General features: G+C 71.0%; 10 protein-coding genes and 4 tRNA genes. 6 read left to right on the top strand and 8 right to left on the bottom strand.

What is annotated here, in order from left to right; translation table 11 throughout:
* Positions 1 to 179: 179 nt before the first annotated feature.
* Positions 180 to 2,441, top strand: a complete 2,262-nt coding sequence (locus M8H82_RS33785; protein WP_250079093.1) for a hypothetical protein — start codon at positions 180 to 182, stop codon at positions 2,439 to 2,441.
* Between the two features lie 10 nt (positions 2,442 to 2,451).
* Positions 2,452 to 2,835 (top strand): DUF5955 family protein, encoded by a 384-nt coding sequence (locus tag M8H82_RS33780; RefSeq protein ID WP_250079091.1) that lies wholly within the window; start codon positions 2,452 to 2,454, stop codon positions 2,833 to 2,835.
* A gap of 81 nt (positions 2,836 to 2,916) precedes the next feature.
* Here M8H82_RS33780 and M8H82_RS33775 read toward each other — a convergent pair.
* The 7 genes from M8H82_RS33775 to M8H82_RS33750 all read right to left on the bottom strand — a co-directional run bounded on the left by M8H82_RS33775 (position 2,917) and on the right by M8H82_RS33750 (position 11,727).
* A tRNA-Lys gene (locus tag M8H82_RS33775) sits at positions 2,917 to 2,989 on the bottom strand.
* An 88-nt stretch (positions 2,990 to 3,077) separates the two neighbouring features.
* The gene (locus M8H82_RS33770) at positions 3,078 to 4,628 is read right to left on the bottom strand and encodes an amino acid permease (protein WP_250079089.1); all 1,551 of its coding nucleotides are present in this window, start codon (positions 4,626 to 4,628) and stop codon (positions 3,078 to 3,080) included.
* 48 nt (positions 4,629 to 4,676) lie between these two features.
* Complete coding sequence (locus M8H82_RS33765; protein ID WP_250079088.1) at positions 4,677 to 7,808, bottom strand: FG-GAP-like repeat-containing protein; 3,132 nt, start codon at positions 7,806 to 7,808, stop codon at positions 4,677 to 4,679.
* A gap of 49 nt (positions 7,809 to 7,857) precedes the next feature.
* Positions 7,858 to 7,989 carry a hypothetical protein gene (locus M8H82_RS36570; protein ID WP_284049674.1) on the bottom strand — a complete coding sequence of 44 codons (132 nt, stop codon included), beginning with the start codon at positions 7,987 to 7,989 and terminating at the stop codon, positions 7,858 to 7,860.
* A gap of 277 nt (positions 7,990 to 8,266) precedes the next feature.
* On the bottom strand, positions 8,267 to 10,537 hold the full coding sequence (locus M8H82_RS33760; protein ID WP_250079085.1) for a DEAD/DEAH box helicase: 2,271 nt from the start codon (positions 10,535 to 10,537) through the stop codon (positions 8,267 to 8,269).
* Positions 10,538 to 10,747: 210 nt separating this feature from the next.
* Positions 10,748 to 11,287 carry a hypothetical protein gene (locus M8H82_RS33755; RefSeq protein ID WP_250079082.1) on the bottom strand — a complete coding sequence of 180 codons (540 nt, stop codon included), beginning with the start codon at positions 11,285 to 11,287 and terminating at the stop codon, positions 10,748 to 10,750.
* 89 nt (positions 11,288 to 11,376) lie between these two features.
* Positions 11,377 to 11,727 carry a metallopeptidase family protein gene (locus M8H82_RS33750; RefSeq protein WP_250079080.1) on the bottom strand — a complete coding sequence of 117 codons (351 nt, stop codon included), beginning with the start codon at positions 11,725 to 11,727 and terminating at the stop codon, positions 11,377 to 11,379.
* An 84-nt stretch (positions 11,728 to 11,811) separates the two neighbouring features.
* On the opposite strand from M8H82_RS33750, the gene M8H82_RS33745 reads away from it, so the two are divergent.
* From M8H82_RS33745 to M8H82_RS33730, 4 genes are all read left to right on the top strand, one after another.
* Entirely contained in the window at positions 11,812 to 13,362 is a 1,551-nt protein-coding gene (locus M8H82_RS33745) for a metallophosphoesterase (RefSeq protein ID WP_250079078.1), read from the top strand.
* 81 nt (positions 13,363 to 13,443) lie between these two features.
* Positions 13,444 to 13,516, top strand: a tRNA-Glu gene (locus tag M8H82_RS33740).
* 38 nt (positions 13,517 to 13,554) lie between these two features.
* Positions 13,555 to 13,629: transfer RNA gene (locus M8H82_RS33735), tRNA-Asp, on the top strand.
* A 24-nt stretch (positions 13,630 to 13,653) separates the two neighbouring features.
* Positions 13,654 to 13,727 (top strand) — tRNA-Phe (locus M8H82_RS33730).
* Between the two features lie 150 nt (positions 13,728 to 13,877).
* Here the strand turns inward: M8H82_RS33730 and M8H82_RS33725 are convergent.
* A complete protein-coding gene (locus M8H82_RS33725) occupies positions 13,878 to 15,050 on the bottom strand; it encodes a transposase (protein ID WP_250079075.1) in 1,173 nt (390 codons plus the stop codon).
* Positions 15,051 to 15,096 lie beyond the last annotated feature (46 nt).

Here is a 15,096-nt window from a genome sequence, read left to right as displayed (position 1 = left end):
CCATCCTCACCCACCTCTCCCGGTTCCCGGAGCGGCGGCGCGGCGGACGGACCCCGCAGAGCGCCAACCGGCCACGTCGGGCCGCGAGTTGGCCGACACCGGAATGTCTCCCTGACCGCTGGTGCGCAGCCGTTCGACTACGTACAGTGCTGCGCCCGGGGGTGTGACAGGGGGTTGTCGTGGGGCGATCAGTGCGCTCGATCCGAAGAACCGCCCTGCTGTGCGGGGCACTTGTGCTGCTGGGCAGCCCCTGGCTGCGGGAGCCGCTGATCGAGGCCCGGCCGGAGACCCCGCTGCTGAGCGTGATGCACCGCGCCCTGTACGTCCTGACCTGGGATCTTTCCCCCAGCTCGGAAGGCGCGAGCGAGCCCCTCTACCTGGCGGGCAACACCGCTCTGGTGATCCTGCTCACCGGTGTCGTCCTGGCACCCCGGCTGGTGGGCCGTGGCCCCGCCTCCCCGGGCCTGCGGCGGCTCGCCGCCTTCGGCACGGGCGTGCTCCTCTCGCTCGTCGCGGCGGTGGCGTCCTGGGCGGTCGTGACGGCCGACGGCGACGAGTCCCTGATGTTCTTCGGCGGCCCCTCGGACGCGGTGATCGTCCACTTCGTGGTGGACGGCCTCGTCTTCGGGGTGCTGCTGGGCACGGCCCTGGCAGCCGTGTACGGCGGGACCGGCGCCCGCGCAGCCCTGTCCCGTATCCGCGAACGGAGCAGCACCGTGGCACCCTCCGCATCCTCCGCGCCCTCCTGGCCGGACGCCCCCGGCGGCGGCGTGGGCGCCACCGCGCCCGGCGACACCACCCGCCACCTGTGCGCGGCCGCCTACACCGACCCCGGGTTCACCCGCCGGGTCGTCGACGACGTCCTGCGCGACGAGCTGGGCGCGGTCGCGCCCTCCCCCGGCGTCGACCTGGTGCCCGTCGTCCGGCACAGCCTGGCGGCCCGCCGACTGCACCGGGCGCGCGACCGGCAGCTCGTCGCGATCTACCTGCTGATCGCCGCCTTCGGCCCGCTGTGGCTCGTCTTCGGCAACCTCGCCTTCAAGGCGCTGGCCAAGGCCTCCCGGGCGCCGCGGCGCGTCGTCCGCGGCCGGGAGCCGGTGGACACGGGGGCGGCCCTGCGGTGGCTCCTCGCCACGATCACCGGACTGCTGCTCGCCGGGATCCTGTTCGGCCGGTTCCTCTCCGCGCTGCCGCTGTCGGGGGTGTGGAGCTGGCTGGCCGGGTCCTACGCGCGCGGTGTCCCGCCGCTGCTGGCGGTGATCGGGGGCGGGGTGTGGGCGTACTGGGTGATGGCCCGGGAGGAGCTGGACGTCGACCGGCGGCTGCGCGGCTCACTGCGGCGCGAGAACTTCGTCCCGGAGTCGGGGCCCGCGCCCGCGCCCGCGGAGTCGTGGGCGATCGCCGCCGTAGGGGCGGTGGCCAAGGCGCAGGCGGGCAATGTCACCGTGTACAGCGGCTTCTCCCCCTTCGTGGGCCAGGGCGTACGGCAGTCGCAGTGGTCCCTGTCGCTGCCGTTGCTGCCCGAGCGGCCCGGCACCCCGCTCACCGGCTTCGACACCTGGGACGTGGTGGAGCGGCTGCGCGCCCGGCTGCGCGAGGCCGCCGTACGGCATGCCACCGCCGCCCCGCCCCTCGACGGCGGCCCGAGCCTCGCGGCGCTGGAGGTGGAGGACCGGGTGTTCGTCAGCGGCACCCGGATCGCCGGCGACCCCCGCTTCCTGCCCGCCCTGATCAGGACGCCCGCCGCCCGGCTCCCGGAGGCGGCCGTACGGGACATCGCGCTGGACCCGCAGGGCGCTGCCCGGCACTGCCTGGCCGCGCACCTGCCCCTGTGGGGCGGGGCGGTGGTGCCCAGTCAGCTGCTGCACATCGCGGTGGTCGGCAGAACCCTGCACCTGCACTGCGACCGCCACGTCCTCACCCCGCTCCGGCCGGACCTGCGCGGCGTCGACCTCCTCCCGGACGTCCTCACCTCCGCGCACCGGGCGGGCCTGCTGCTGTCGGCCCTGCGGCGCAGCGGCGGCGCCCTGTTCGGGTCGCCCCGGGCGGTGCTGGGCGACGCCCTGCGCGAGTGGGGCGCACCCCGCCGCCGGCGCCGGGAACGCTCGGCCGCCAAGACCGACCCCGCCTTCGACCGGGGCGCCCGGCTGAGCATCCGCGAGCACGCGATGAGCACCGAGTACCTCGACCACTTCCAACGCGTCGACGCCGAGCGGGCGTTCGCCGCCCTCGACCGGCACGCCCTGGCCGCCGTACGGGACTTCCTGGACGAGCACGGGGTGGACACCACCGACTTCCGCACCCAGACGCAGACGATCCTCAACCACGGCGTCCTGCAGACCGGCGGGGTCAGCGTCGTCGGCAACCAGGCCGTCGGACAGGGCGCCCGGGCCGACGCCGCGACGGCCACGGCTTCGGCCCCGGCCGCTGCCCCGAAGTAAGGAGAACCAGATGCCTCACCAGCCCGCCGACAACACCAACTTCGGCGTCCAGCAGTACGGCGGCCAGAGCCAGGTCGCCAACCAGGCCGTGGGCCCCGGCGCCCGGGCCGTCGCCGGCCAGGTCTCCTTCCAGTCCCTCACGGCCGACCAGCGCACCCAGATCCACGACCGGCTGGAACTGATCGAACGCCTCCTGGACGAACACCGCGCCGGCCTCCCCGACCAGGACACCCCCCGGGCCGAGCTGCGCAGGCTCCGCGAGGAACTGGACGAGCCGACCCCCGAGCCGGGCGTGGTGCGCCGGGCCCTGGACCGCCTGACGGCCTTCGCCGAACCGGTGGCCCCCCTGGCCGCGGCGGTGACGGCCCTGGCCCAGGCCCTCCCGTCCCTGTGACCCCGGCCTGATCCCCCCTGATCCCGCACAACACGACGGCGCCCGGACCGGCCGAAGCCGATCTGGGCGCCGCACTGTCGGTAGGCCCTGTGGGACTCGAACCCACAACCAATGGATTAAAAGTCCACTGCTCTGCCAATTGAGCTAAGGGCCCAGGCGATGTTGCCTCCCCGAGCATAGCCGGACGGGGCCGGGACTCCGATCGGGTATCGGTGACACGGCCGCGTCCGGCGGGCGAAGGGTTACGGATCGACCGGTTCGGGTGCGTCCGCGCGGGCCGCCTCGCGGGCGATCGTGCGCTCGTGCTCCGGGTTCAGGAACCAGTGCCGGGCCGAGGCCAGCCACCAGGCGGCGGCGAAGCCGAGGACGACCAGGACGGCGACCGGGGCGTAGTTGAAGGTCTCCGCGGTCACCGGGGAGACCTGCGGCAGCATGAACAGCACCGTGATCACCCCGACCCACGCCACCGCCACCACGCCGATCGCCCTCGACCAGCGCCCCAGGTGCCAGGGCCCCCGCTCGAACGCCTCTCCCTTGCGCAGCCGCAGCAGGGTCGGGATGACGTAGGCGATGTAGAGGCCGATCACGGCGATGGACGTCACCGCCGCGTACGCCGTCACGTTCAGCAGATACGGCAGGCCCAGCAGCAGGGCCCCGCCCGCCGCCAGCCAGACCGCCGCGACGGGTGTGCGGGTGCGCGGGTTCACCGTGTGCCACACCCGCGAGAACGGCAGCGCCCCGTCGCGCGAGAAGGCGTAGATCATGCGACTGTTGGCGGTCACCGACGCCATCCCGCAGAACAGCTGCGCCCCGATCACGACCAGCAGCAGCAGCTTGCCCGCGGTCGCGCCCACCGCGTCGAGGAGGATCTGGGCAGGCGGCGCGCCGGTCGGGGAGGTGCGGGCCCCCTCGTAGGACTGGATGGCGAAGGTGAAGCCGAGGAGGAGGACGAAGCCGGCGATCCACGACGTCCAGATGGACTGCACGATGCCCTTCGGGCCGGCCGTGGAGGCGTTGTGCGTCTCCTCGGTCATGTGGGCGGAGGCGTCGTAGCCGGTGAAGGTGTACTGGGCCATCAGCAGGCCGAGCAGGACGACGTAGAAGCTGCTGCCCCAGCCCGTGTTGTTGACGAACTCGCCGAAGACGAAGGACGCCGACCGGTGCTCGTCCGGTGCGAAGGTCAGGGCGCCGACGATGACCGCGACGCCGACGACGTGCCACCACACGCTCACGCTGTTCAGCAGCGCGACGATCCGCACGCCGAAGGTGTTCAGCAGGCCGTGCAGGACCAGGATCCCGGCGAAGAGCAGGATGGTGCGGCCGGGGGTCACCTCGAAGCCGAACTGGAGATTGAGGTACGCGCCGAGGAAGGACGCGGCGCCGAAGTCGATGCCGGCGGTCACCGCGACCTGGCCCAGCACGTTGAACCAGCCCGTGAACCACGCCCAGGCGGCCGCGGTCCGGGGCGGGGCCAGGCGGTGGGCCCAGAAGTACAGACCCGCGGAGGTCGGGTACGCCGAGCAGATCTCGGCCATCGCCAGCCCCACGAACAGGGTCATCAGGCCCACGGCCACCCAGCCCCAGGTGATCACGGCGGGGCCGCCGGTGTTCATGCCGAACAGATACAGCGTCAGACAGCCCGACAGCACCGAGATGATCGTGAAGGAGACCGCGTAATTGGAGAACGCCGACATGCGGCGGGCGAGAACCTGCGTGTAGCCGAGCTGGGCCAGCCGCTCCTCGTCGGACAGCTTTCCGTCCGACGGCCCGCTCGCTTTGGCGTCATCTGTCATGTCCCCAGCGATTCCCTCGCCAGGGACGTGACATGCATCACAGCTTGGCTAAAAAATGCCCTTGTACCCCTGCCAGCCGGTCGCGATCTTCGTGCGGGAGCCGAAGAAACCCTTACCGTCGCCGCTGTTGCGCCACAGGTAGCCGCTGGTGTCGCGGGAGACGAGGTCGGCCCTGCCGTCGCCGGTGACGTCGCCGACGCCGACGACGGTGTTGTAGGAGCCGCCCCAGTTGCTGAACAGCTTCACCCGGGAGGCGAAGGTGCCGTCGCCCTTGCCGTCGTAGCGGTAGAGCGTGTTGGTCTTGTCCTGGGCGAGCAGGTCCGCTTTACCGTCCCCGGTGATGTCTCCGACGCCCACGATCTTCTTGTACGTCTTCCAGTTGTCGTAGAGCTTCACGCGGGCGGCGAGCTTGCCCGTGCTGGTGCCCTTGTAGAGGTAGACGGCGCCGGTGGAGGCGTTGCGGGCCAGCAGGTCCGGCCGGCCGTCGCCGCTGAGGTCACCCGGCGAGGTCAGCACGTCGTACTGGGTCCAGCCGCTGCTCGCCAGCGTCGTGTACGGCGTCGACGGCTTGACCGCCGAACCGCAGCCCGGCTTGTACAGGCGCAGGGCGCCGCTGCTGTAGCGGACCAGGACGTCGTTGCAGCGGTCACCGCTCAGGTCGCCGAAGGGGACGGCCTTGACGGTCGTGGGCCAGCCGGTGCCGGTCAGCTTCTCGCCGAACTTGCCCGAACCCGTACCCCGGTGGAACGTCAGGCCTCCCGAGGAGTTCAGAGTGAGCAGGTCGCCGATGCCGTCGCCGCCGACATGGTCGTGACGCACCGCCGCTCCGCCCGACAGGGCCAGCTTGCCGGTCGCGCCGAGCGGTGGGCCCTGGCCGTCGGCGGGCTGAGCGACGAGGGTCCAGGAGTACGTGCCGTTCGGCGCGTAGGAGCCGGCCGAGTTCTTGCCGTCCCACACCGCGGTGATGGCCCCGCGGACCTCGCCTCCGGCGAGGGTGCGCACGACGGCTCCGTTCGCCGACGCCAGCGTCAGCTTCCAGGAGGCCGCCGGCTTGGACAGCTGCCAGGAAGCCTTCCAGGTGTCTGCCGCCTTGAACGCCGCCGACGCGACGGCCTGGGTCGCGGTCAGCGGAGAGGCGTTCACGCCACTGGCCACGACGTGGACGACGTTCTCCTTGTCGACATAGGCGATGCCGCCGCCGAACCGGTCAACGGCCCAGGTCCGGCGGCGCGTGTCGCTGCCGTCGACGGACATGGGGATGCCCAGGTCGCGGGTGACGGCAGTGCCGTTCTGGAACTCCGTCAGACGCAGATTCGAGCCGGTGTAGCGCTGGTTGACGAAGTAGCCGTCGCCGAGCAGGCCGCCACGGCCGGCGGGCAGTGCGATCTTCGCACCGGTCCGCACATTGACCACGCCGTGCTGGCGGAACTGCTCACAGGTCCAGTACAGCCACGGTCCCGCGCTCTGCAGTTCGACGGGCACACAGGGGGCGCCGGTGTCGAGGGGCCCGGTGTCCTTGCCGGTCGCGAGATCCTTGGTGGCCACGGTTCCGGCCGTCGCCGTGCCCGCGTAGAGCGTGGCGCCCCACACCGTCGCACCGGTCTGCGCCCGCTGGTCGACAACCGATCCGGTGCCGAGGTCCACGACGATGGTCTTCCCGTCCTCCACCGGCATCCCGGGCACCATCGGCCGACCGCTCTGGTAGACGGCGTACCGCCCGGTGGAGTCCGTGAGCCACCCGTCGAAATCGCCGGTCAGCGCCCGGTCTGCCTGGTCGGGTCCACGCCGGCCGACGATCTCGACCTGGGCGGGGCCCGATTCGTAGGTGCGGACCTGGTAGACACTGCGCCCGTCACCGCTGTTGAAGAGCTGGGTGCACCGCATCTGCCCGCACGCGGTGTAGTCGTACGTGCGCCCGCTCTCCCGTCCCGCCCACACCGGGGCGGACACGGCGGTGGGCGCCTGTGCCGGGCTGACGGTGCGGTGGTAGAAGCCGGCGCCCTGCGGGCCGTCCGTCTCGACGGTGGAGAGCGTGCCCGCACTCAGCGCGATCGCGTCGATGTCAGCCGCGACAGGAGCGAGGCGCCGCACCTTCTCCAGGCGCGGCAGACCGTCCTCGCCGACCGTCGCCTTCTGCAGATACCAGTCGGCCGAGGAGGTCCCGCCGATCACGGCGACCCCGCCACCCGCGATCTGCACGGCCTCCTTGTCGGCCTTCTCCAGGAGGATTCGCCGCTCCTGCCCGAACGACACGGCGACCAGGTTCCGCTGCAGCGCCGCGTCCGTGCCCTCGGTGTTCGTGAAGGCCAGCAGCCAGCCGTCGAGCAGACCGATCTTGGAGATGTCGAGGTCGGCCGGGACCGGGAAGGTCCGCTCGGGCGCGTCCAGGTCGGAGCGGGAGCGCACGTGCGCCACCCGCTCGGTGTCGATCCAGAGCAGGCGGTCCCCGGCGACGGCGATGGAAGAGGTCCAGCCGGTATCCGCGAGGAGGGTGCGCAGCTGCCCAGTACGGAGATCGATCAGGCCGAGCCGGTCGTACGGGCCGTACTCCGCGTCGCCGGTCGAACCGGTGAACCGTACGACGGCCTCCCTGGAGTCTCCCGCGACCAGCCGCACGTTCCTCAGGTCCGTGCCCTCGGGCCAGCCGGTAACGGTGACCTTGGCGTCGGCCACCGGGTTGTCAGCGGGCAGAAGGTACCAGCTGTCCACCGTCTGCAGTTCGGCGTCCGTGTAGTCCTGCACCAGGACGGTGCCGCCGACCAGGCCCTTGAAGAGGTCTCCGGAGCCGTGGGGCACGGTGAACCGGCGCGCGGTGCCGTCCGCCATGTTCCGGATGTCGATCCAGCCGAGGTGATGGTGGGCCACGTAATCCGACTCGACGCCGAACTCGGCGAAGCCGGCCTCGTCGTTGTTGCCGTGGCCGAGCAGCGTGGTCGTCTCCCCGGTGTCGAACCGGGTCCACTGGAACTCCTGCCCGGAGTGCGGATCGGCGTCCTCGGGCGAGTGCACGAACCCGCTCGTGCCGAAGGAGCCCAGCGAGTCCGCACGGGGCAGAGCACGCCAGTTGGGCGTGACATCCACCTGTGCGGGGGCCTCCGCTGCGGCTTGCGAGGCGAGCATCGGCGTGAGCCCGAGCCCCAGCGCGAGCACGCCGGCGGTGGCCGCGGCGCGTACGGTCAAGTGCCGCAATGAAAAACTCCCTTGTAGCCCTCCCGGCCCGTCGCGATCTTCACGCGCGAGGCGAAGGATCCTTGCCGGTGCCGGTGTTGCGGTAGAGGTTGCCCGCGGTGTCCCGCGAGATCAGGTCGTCCTTGCCGTCGCCGGTGATGTCGCCGACGCCGACGCCGGTCCGCCCCGTCATGGGCGAACAGACAGACGTTCAGCGAGCCGGCGCCGAGAGCGGCCGGACCGATGAGATTAAGAGCGATCCGGGCGCGCCGGGCAAGAGTCCCTCCCCAGGGAAGAATCAGAGAAGGCATCGCGGCAGACCTCGTCACATCCCCCTCGGCCACTCTCCGCCATGCGAGCCAGGGGATGTTAACAACCGCCACACAGGCTTCGGTAGTCGATTGCCGGAGCGCGGAAGGGCCCGTACGACCGAAGTCGTACGGGCCCTTCCGGAATCAGTTCAGCAGACGTCAGCCGTTGCGCTTCCAGCGCGGCTTGTCGTCGCGGCGCTGGAAGGAGCCGCCGCCGCGGTGGTCGTCACGACGGCCGTACGGGCGGTCGTGGCTCGGGCGGTCGTGGCTCGGGCCGCCGGCGCGGAAGCCCGGGCGGTCGCCCTGGCGGTCGCGGTTGAACGGACGGTCGCTGCCACGGTGACCGCCGCGCTCGTCACGACGCTCGAAGGGACGGCCACCACGGTCGTCCCGGCGGAACCCGCCGCGCTCGCCGCCACGGTCGTCGCGGCGCTCGAAGGAACGGCCACCACGGTCGTCGCGACGCTCGTCACGGCGGAACCCGCCACGGTCGTTGTCCCGACGCTCGAACGAACGGCCACCACGGTCGCCGCCCCGGTCGTCACGACGCTCGAAGGAACGCTCGCCGCCACGGTCGTCACGACGGAAACCACCGCGGTCGTTGTCCCGACGCTCGAACGAACGGCCACCACGGTCGCCGCCCCGGTCGTCACGACGCTCGAAGGAACGCTCGCCGCCACGGTCGTCACGACGGAACCCACCGCGGTCGTTGTCCCGGCGGTCGTCCCGACGGAACCCACCACGGTCCCCGCCCCGGTCGCCACCACGGTCGTCCCGACGCTCGAACGAACGGCCACCACGGTCGCCGCCCCGGTCCCGACGCTCGTACGACGAGGACTCCGTGCGCTCGACCCGCTCCACGTCCTTGGCCACCGGCTGCTCCGGCACGGCGATCTCCGCCGCGGCCACCGCCGCCTGCGCCTCGGCCACCGCGGCCTCCGGGTCCTCGCCGCGCTCGCGGGCGACCCGGGCGACCAGCCGGTCGGCCTCCTCGCGCAGCTCCGTCGCGCGGCGCTGCGCACGCTCCAGCTGCTTGGCGAGGTGCGCGACCTCGCGCTCGGCCTGCTGCGCGGCGTTGCCCGCCGACTCCGCCTGCACCTCGGTCATCGACCGGGCACCGGTGATCTCGGCGACCTCCGGGTCGAAGCTCGTGCCGCCCTGGATGATGTGGCGCGTGGCGTCGACGCCCGCGTCCTCCATCAGCCGGAAGATCTGGCGGCGCTGGTGCGGCAGGGACAGCGACACGACCGTGCCGGAGCGTCCCGCGCGGGCCGTACGGCCGGAGCGGTGCAGGTAGTCCTTGTGGTCGCCGGCCGGGTCCACGTTCAGGACCAGGTCGATGCCGTCGACGTGGATACCGCGGGCGGCGACGTCGGTCGCGACCAGCGCGTTGACGTAACCCTTCTTGAAGTCCTCCAGCACACGGGTACGCGCGCCCTGCGTCATACCGCCGTGCAGCGCGTCGGCCTTCACACCCGAGTCGCAGAGCTGCTCGGCGATCCGGTCGGCGCCCAGCTGGGTGCGGACGAAGATGATCGTGCGGCCCTTGCGGGAGGCGATCGCCGCGGTGACCGGCGCCTTGTCCTTGGGCTTCACGATGAGGATGTGGTGGGACATCGTCGTGACGTTGCCCTGGGCGCTGTCGACCTCGTGCGTGACCGGGTTGGTCAGGTAGCGCTTGACCAGCGTGGAGATCTCGTTCTCCATGGTGGCCGAGAACAGCATGCGCTGGCCGCCACCCGGGATCTGGTCGAGCAGCTCGGTGACCTCGGGCAGGAAGCCCAGGTCGGACATCTGGTCGGCCTCGTCGAGGACCGCGACCTCGACGTTCTCCAGGGAGCAGGCGCCGCGGTTGATGATGTCGCGCAGCCGGCCCGGGGTGGCGACGAGGACGTCGACACCGCGCTCCAGCGCGTAGATCTGGTTGCCCATCGACGTACCGCCGCAGACGACCTTCATCTTCAGGCCGAGCACGTCGCCGTACGGCTGGAGGGCGTCCGCGACCTGCATCGCGAGCTCACGCGTCGGCGTGAGGATGATGGCGCGGGGCTTCTTCTTCTCGGTGTGACCGCCGGACAGCTGCGTCAGCAGCGGCAGACCGAAGGAGAGGGTCTTGCCGGAGCCGGTGCGGCCACGGCCGAGGATGTCCTTGCCGGCCAGGGCGTCCGGGATGGTCGCGGCCTGGATCGGGAAGGGGGTGGTCACACCGTTCTGCGCGAGCTTGCGCACGACGCCCTCGGGGAGACCGAGCGTGGCGAAGGTGACCTCGGGGGTCTCCTCGGCGGCCACGGTCTCGGGGCTCTCGGCCTCGAGGACCTCGGTCCCGACGATCTCGGTCTCGGCGATCTGGTTCTCGACGATCTCGGTCCCGACGATCTGGTTCTCGTCGTTCTCGGGCATGACGATGTGATCAGAACTGGAAATGGACATGCGTATGCGAAACCTTCCGGAGTCTCGTCGGCACGCGCCCGTCAACTCCGTGTTTTCGCAATACGACCGCCTCTATGCGGTCAGCCACGGCAAGGGAGAGTACGCGCCACACGGCGCGCTCTGCGTTGGCGCCGGGCAAATGGGATCAAACGATCTACCACCATACGCACCCTCACCCCCCCAAGGCAAACCGGGTCCACTAGACGTAGGTCACACCGGAACGCCCGCCTCCGGCGCCGGCTCCCGCTGCACCATCTGCGGCCCCGCCTCCCCGTGCGCCGACGACGACGGCTCCGCCACCGTCGGCTCCGGCGTCACCGACGGCTCAGGCGGCGTCGGATCCGGCGTCGGATCCGCCGGACGCGTCGGCGACGGCGGCGCACCGGTCGGCTCGGGCTGCTCCCCGGGCCCGCCCGGCTTCTCCGTCCTCCCCGGCTTGCCCGGCCCGGCCGCCTTCCCGCTCGGCTCCACCGACACGGACGCCGAAGGCGACGCCGACTCCTCGGCCCCGCCCTTCCCGGCCTTCCTGCCCTTGCCCCGCCCACCGTCCGCCGCCGCAGCCCCGAACCCCGCACCGCCGCCCGAGACCGCCGAACCCCCGTCCGGCGCCTCACCACCCCGCTGCCCCGCCGACCGCGACGGCTTCGCATCCCCACCGGCACCGTCGTCACCCACACTCATGCAACCGGCGGCAGCGGCGACGGCCATCACCGTGGCGGCCAGACGGACGGAAACGTACAAGGGGCGCACGGGCAGCCACCTCCGGTGGAGGATGAAGGAGTCAACCTCCCCAACTCCCGCCGCCCACAAGAGGACACGCCACCCGCCTCAGCGGACGCTCACCCGTACCCGAGTGCGTGCAACCGGGCGTCGTCGATCCCGAAGTGATGCGCGATCTCGTGCACCACCGTCACCTCGGTCTCCGCGACCACGTCCTCCCGCGACTCGCACATCCTGAGCGTCGGCCCCCGGTAGATCGTGATCCGGTCCGGCAGCACACCCGCGTACCACTCACCCCGATCCGTCAGCGGCGTCCCCTCGTACAACCCGAGCAGCTCAGGATCCCCGGCGGGCGGTTCGTCCTCGACGAACACCGCGACGTTGTCCATCAGCCGCGTCAGCTCCGGCGGAATCCGGTCCAACGCCTCGGCGACCAGTTCCTCGAACTCCTCGCGCGTCATCTCCAGCACAGGCCCATTGTCGGGCACGAGACGCCCGTACGAGAGCCGCAGGCACCCCGCATATCCGCCCGCGCACTTGGGCATACGGGACCAATGGCTCGCGTCCCCTCGGCAATCCTGACCGCCACCCACCGGATCCGAAGGGCACCGCGCGCCCTGGCCCGCCACTACCGCGCCCGCCAAGCACCCAGCGCCATCCAGCTCGTCCCCCAGCCACACCCCTGGAGCCGCGCCCTCGGCCTCCTCACAGTCGTCCTGCTCGGCGCCTGGCTCGGCCTGCTGATCGTCGGAAACGTACGCGTGCCCGTCGGCCCCATGGACACCACCATGACCCTGCGCCCCTCGGCCAGCGGCGGCACAAAGATCAACGTCTCCCCGCTCGGCGCCCTCCAGCTCGACAGCCACGTCGCCCCCGTCCGCCTGGACGTCAACGTCGACCAACTCGACCCCGAACGCGCCCAGGCCCTCGTCGACCACCCCGAACGCATCTCCGGACTCCAGGACGAAGTCGCCCGCGACGTCGCCCACGGCACCCGCGACCTGGCCATCCGCTCCTGCGTCGCCGTAGTCGCCGGCGCCACCGCCCTCGGCCTCGCCGTCTACCGGCGCCCCCGCCGCGCCCTCGCCGCCGGCGGCCTCGCGCTCACCCTCCTCGCCGCGTCGGCAGGCACCGCGGCCGCCACCTGGAACCCGAACTCCGTCCTCGAACCCAAGTTCTCCGGACTCCTGTCCTCCGCCCCCTCCCTGGTCGGCGACGCCCGCAGCATCGTCACCGAATTCGACGTCTACCAGAAGGAACTGGCCCGCCTCGTCACCAACGTGACCAAGCTCTACGACGCCACCTCCACCCTTCCGACCTACCAGCCGGACCCCACCACCATCCGCGTCCTGCACGTGTCCGACATCCACCTCAACCCGGCCAGCTGGAAGATCATCGCCTCGCTCGTCGAGCAGTACCAGGTCAACGTGATCGTCGACTCCGGCGACACCATGGACCACGGCTCCGCCGCCGAGAACGGCTTCCTCGACCCCATCGAGGACCTCGGCGCGCCCTACGTCTGGGTCCGCGGCAACCACGACTCGAAGATCACCCAGCAGTACCTGGAAGACCTGAAGAACGTGCACGTGCTGGACGACGGACGCGCCAAGACCGTCGCCGGCCTGCGCTTCGCCGGGATGGGCGACCCCCAGTTCACCCCCGACCGCACGAACAAGACCGGCGCCGAGGCCTCCCAGGAACTGGCCGGCGCCCGCCTCGCCTCCGCCCTGCGCGACCAGGAAGCCGCGGGCACCCCGGTGGACGTGGCGATCGCCCACGAACCGTCCGCGGCCCGCAAGGTGGACGGCGAGGTGCCGCTGGTCCTGGCCGGCCACCTCCACCACGACGAGATGGAGGTCCTGGACCGGGGCACACGCCTGCGCATCGAGGGCTCCACGGGCGGCAGCGGACTGCGCGCGATCGAGGGCAAGTACCCCGACCCGATCGAGACCTCGATCCTCTATTTCGACCGGGACACCAAGCGCCTGCAGGCCTGGGACGAGATCGAACTGGGTGGTCTGGGCCTCACGACGGCCGAGGTCAGCCGCCACCTCCCGGAGGAGAACCACCCGGGCGTCGCCCCCTCCTCCCCGCCTCCCTCCTGAAACCGTTTTGGCGATCCCTCCCGCCATCCCATATGCTTCTCACGTCCCCGACGCGCTGAGAAGCGCCCAGGCGGGCCGATAGCCCTCATCGTCTAGCGGCCTAGGACGCCGCCCTTTCAAGGCGGTAGCACGGGTTCGAATCCCGTTGGGGGCACGCAGTACCGTGTGCGACACTGTCGTACGCAACAGCTTGGTCCTGTGGAGCAGTTTGGAGTGCTCGCCACCCTGTCAAGGTGGAGGCCGCGGGTTCAAATCCCGTCAGGACCGCTGAGGTTTCCCCGGAAGCCTCGTGGCTGGGTAGCTCAGTTGGTACGAGCGTCCGCCTGAAAAGCGGAAGGTCGCCGGTTCGACCCCGGCCCCAGCCACAGCGAAGGCCCCGATCTCCGGATCGGGGCCTTTTTCGTATGCCTCACACCTCGCTGTACGAGCGATCGCGTCCGCTACCGGGGCACGCATCTCCCCGGCTTGCAGCTCGGTCCGCCGATGGCTTCGGCGGAGACCGGCGCATCCAGCCCTCAGGCCACGAGCTTGAGGGCAGGGACCTGTGACTCGGCCCCGCAGACCCACACCCACCAGCCGCGTCGGCCGATGACGTGGGACGCATTCAGGTCCGCGTGCTCAACGATGCCGCAGGACCTGCACGCGAACACGGCCTGCTGAGGCCGGTTGCGCTTGTCGATGTGGTGGCATTGCGAGCATTCCTGGCTGGTGTACGCCGGAGTGACGAACACCACGGGCACGCCGGCTCTGCGCGCCTTGTAGGCGATGAAGGAGCCGAGCTGGCCGAAGGCCCAGGAGTTGATCGTGACGCGTTGGGGCTTCTTCAGCCGTGCCCGTTCGCGGATGCCGCTCAAGTCTTCGAGGGCGATGCCGCGGCCGGTGCGTTGTGCCTCCGCCACGATGTGCTTGCTGATCTTGTGGTTGATGTCGCGGGTGCGCCGTGCCTGCTTGCCGGCGTGGCGTTTGGCTCGTCGTTTTGCCGAGCGGGTGTTCTTCTTGGCGAGGTCGCGTTGCAGGCGACGGTCGTTCTGGCGGGTTCGGTTGGTGTGGCGGCCACTGTGCCGGGTGCCGGTGGATGTGGTGGCGATGTTCTCGATGCCGAGGTCGACGCCGATGAAGCCCTGTGGTGCGGGGTTCTCGGGTGGTTCGGGGAGGTCGATGGTGGCGAGCAGGTACCACTGGCCGTTCTGCCGGATCAGGTCGGATTCCCCGTGCCGTCGGCGGGCGAGGAGGAGCAGCTGGTCCTCGTTGCCTGTGTAGGGGACGCGTTTCATGCGGCCTTCGACGGTCCAGATGGAGACGGTTCGCTGCTCTGTCTGCCAGGAGAGCATGCGGTCGTCGTAGGGCTGGGCGGCGTGGGGCCGGAAGGTGATCGGTTTGCTGGTGGCTTTGGTGTGGCGTTTGGAGCCGGGGCGGCCGAGGGTTCCGGCTTTGAGGTTGCCCGTGAGTGCCGCGTATGCGTCGGAGGTCTTCTTGATGACGTGCTGGGCGGCTTGGGCACCCAGGCTCCAGCGGTCTTTGAGCTGGAGGTAAATCTGGGCGCGCAGTTCGCGGTTGCGTGTGATCCCGGTGGTGAAGGCGTGGCGTGACGCGTGGTTGGCGGCTTCGTTGCAGGCCTGGAGGGTGGCCTGGAGTGCGGCTGCCTGTTCGGCCGTGGGCAGGAGTTTCACGCGGATCACGAGCTTCACGGGAGTGAATCTAGGTTTTGCGGCGGGTTCGTTCTGGGTTTCGGTG

It is taken from the genome of Streptomyces sp. YS415 (assembly GCF_023544665.1).
In the GTDB taxonomy this organism is placed as follows: Bacteria; Actinomycetota; Actinomycetes; order Streptomycetales; family Streptomycetaceae; genus Streptomyces.
Note: the sequence above shows the minus strand (reverse complement) of the source record. Positions and strands in the feature narration are given on the sequence as shown.

Bases quoted from the DNA above. Each gene is read 5' to 3' on its own strand.
- M8H82_RS33745 (WP_250079078.1), top strand. From the start codon at position 11,812: ATGGCTCGCGTCCCCTCGGCAATCCTGACCGCCACCCACCGGATCCGA.
- M8H82_RS36570 (WP_284049674.1), bottom strand. From the start codon at position 7,989: ATGACGGGGCGGACCGGCGTCGGCGTCGGCGACATCACCGGCGACGGC.
- M8H82_RS33770 (WP_250079089.1), bottom strand. From the start codon at position 4,628: ATGACAGATGACGCCAAAGCGAGCGGGCCGTCGGACGGAAAGCTGTCC.
- M8H82_RS33760 (WP_250079085.1), bottom strand. From the start codon at position 10,537: ATGTCCATTTCCAGTTCTGATCACATCGTCATGCCCGAGAACGACGAG.
- M8H82_RS33780 (WP_250079091.1), top strand. From the start codon at position 2,452: ATGCCTCACCAGCCCGCCGACAACACCAACTTCGGCGTCCAGCAGTAC.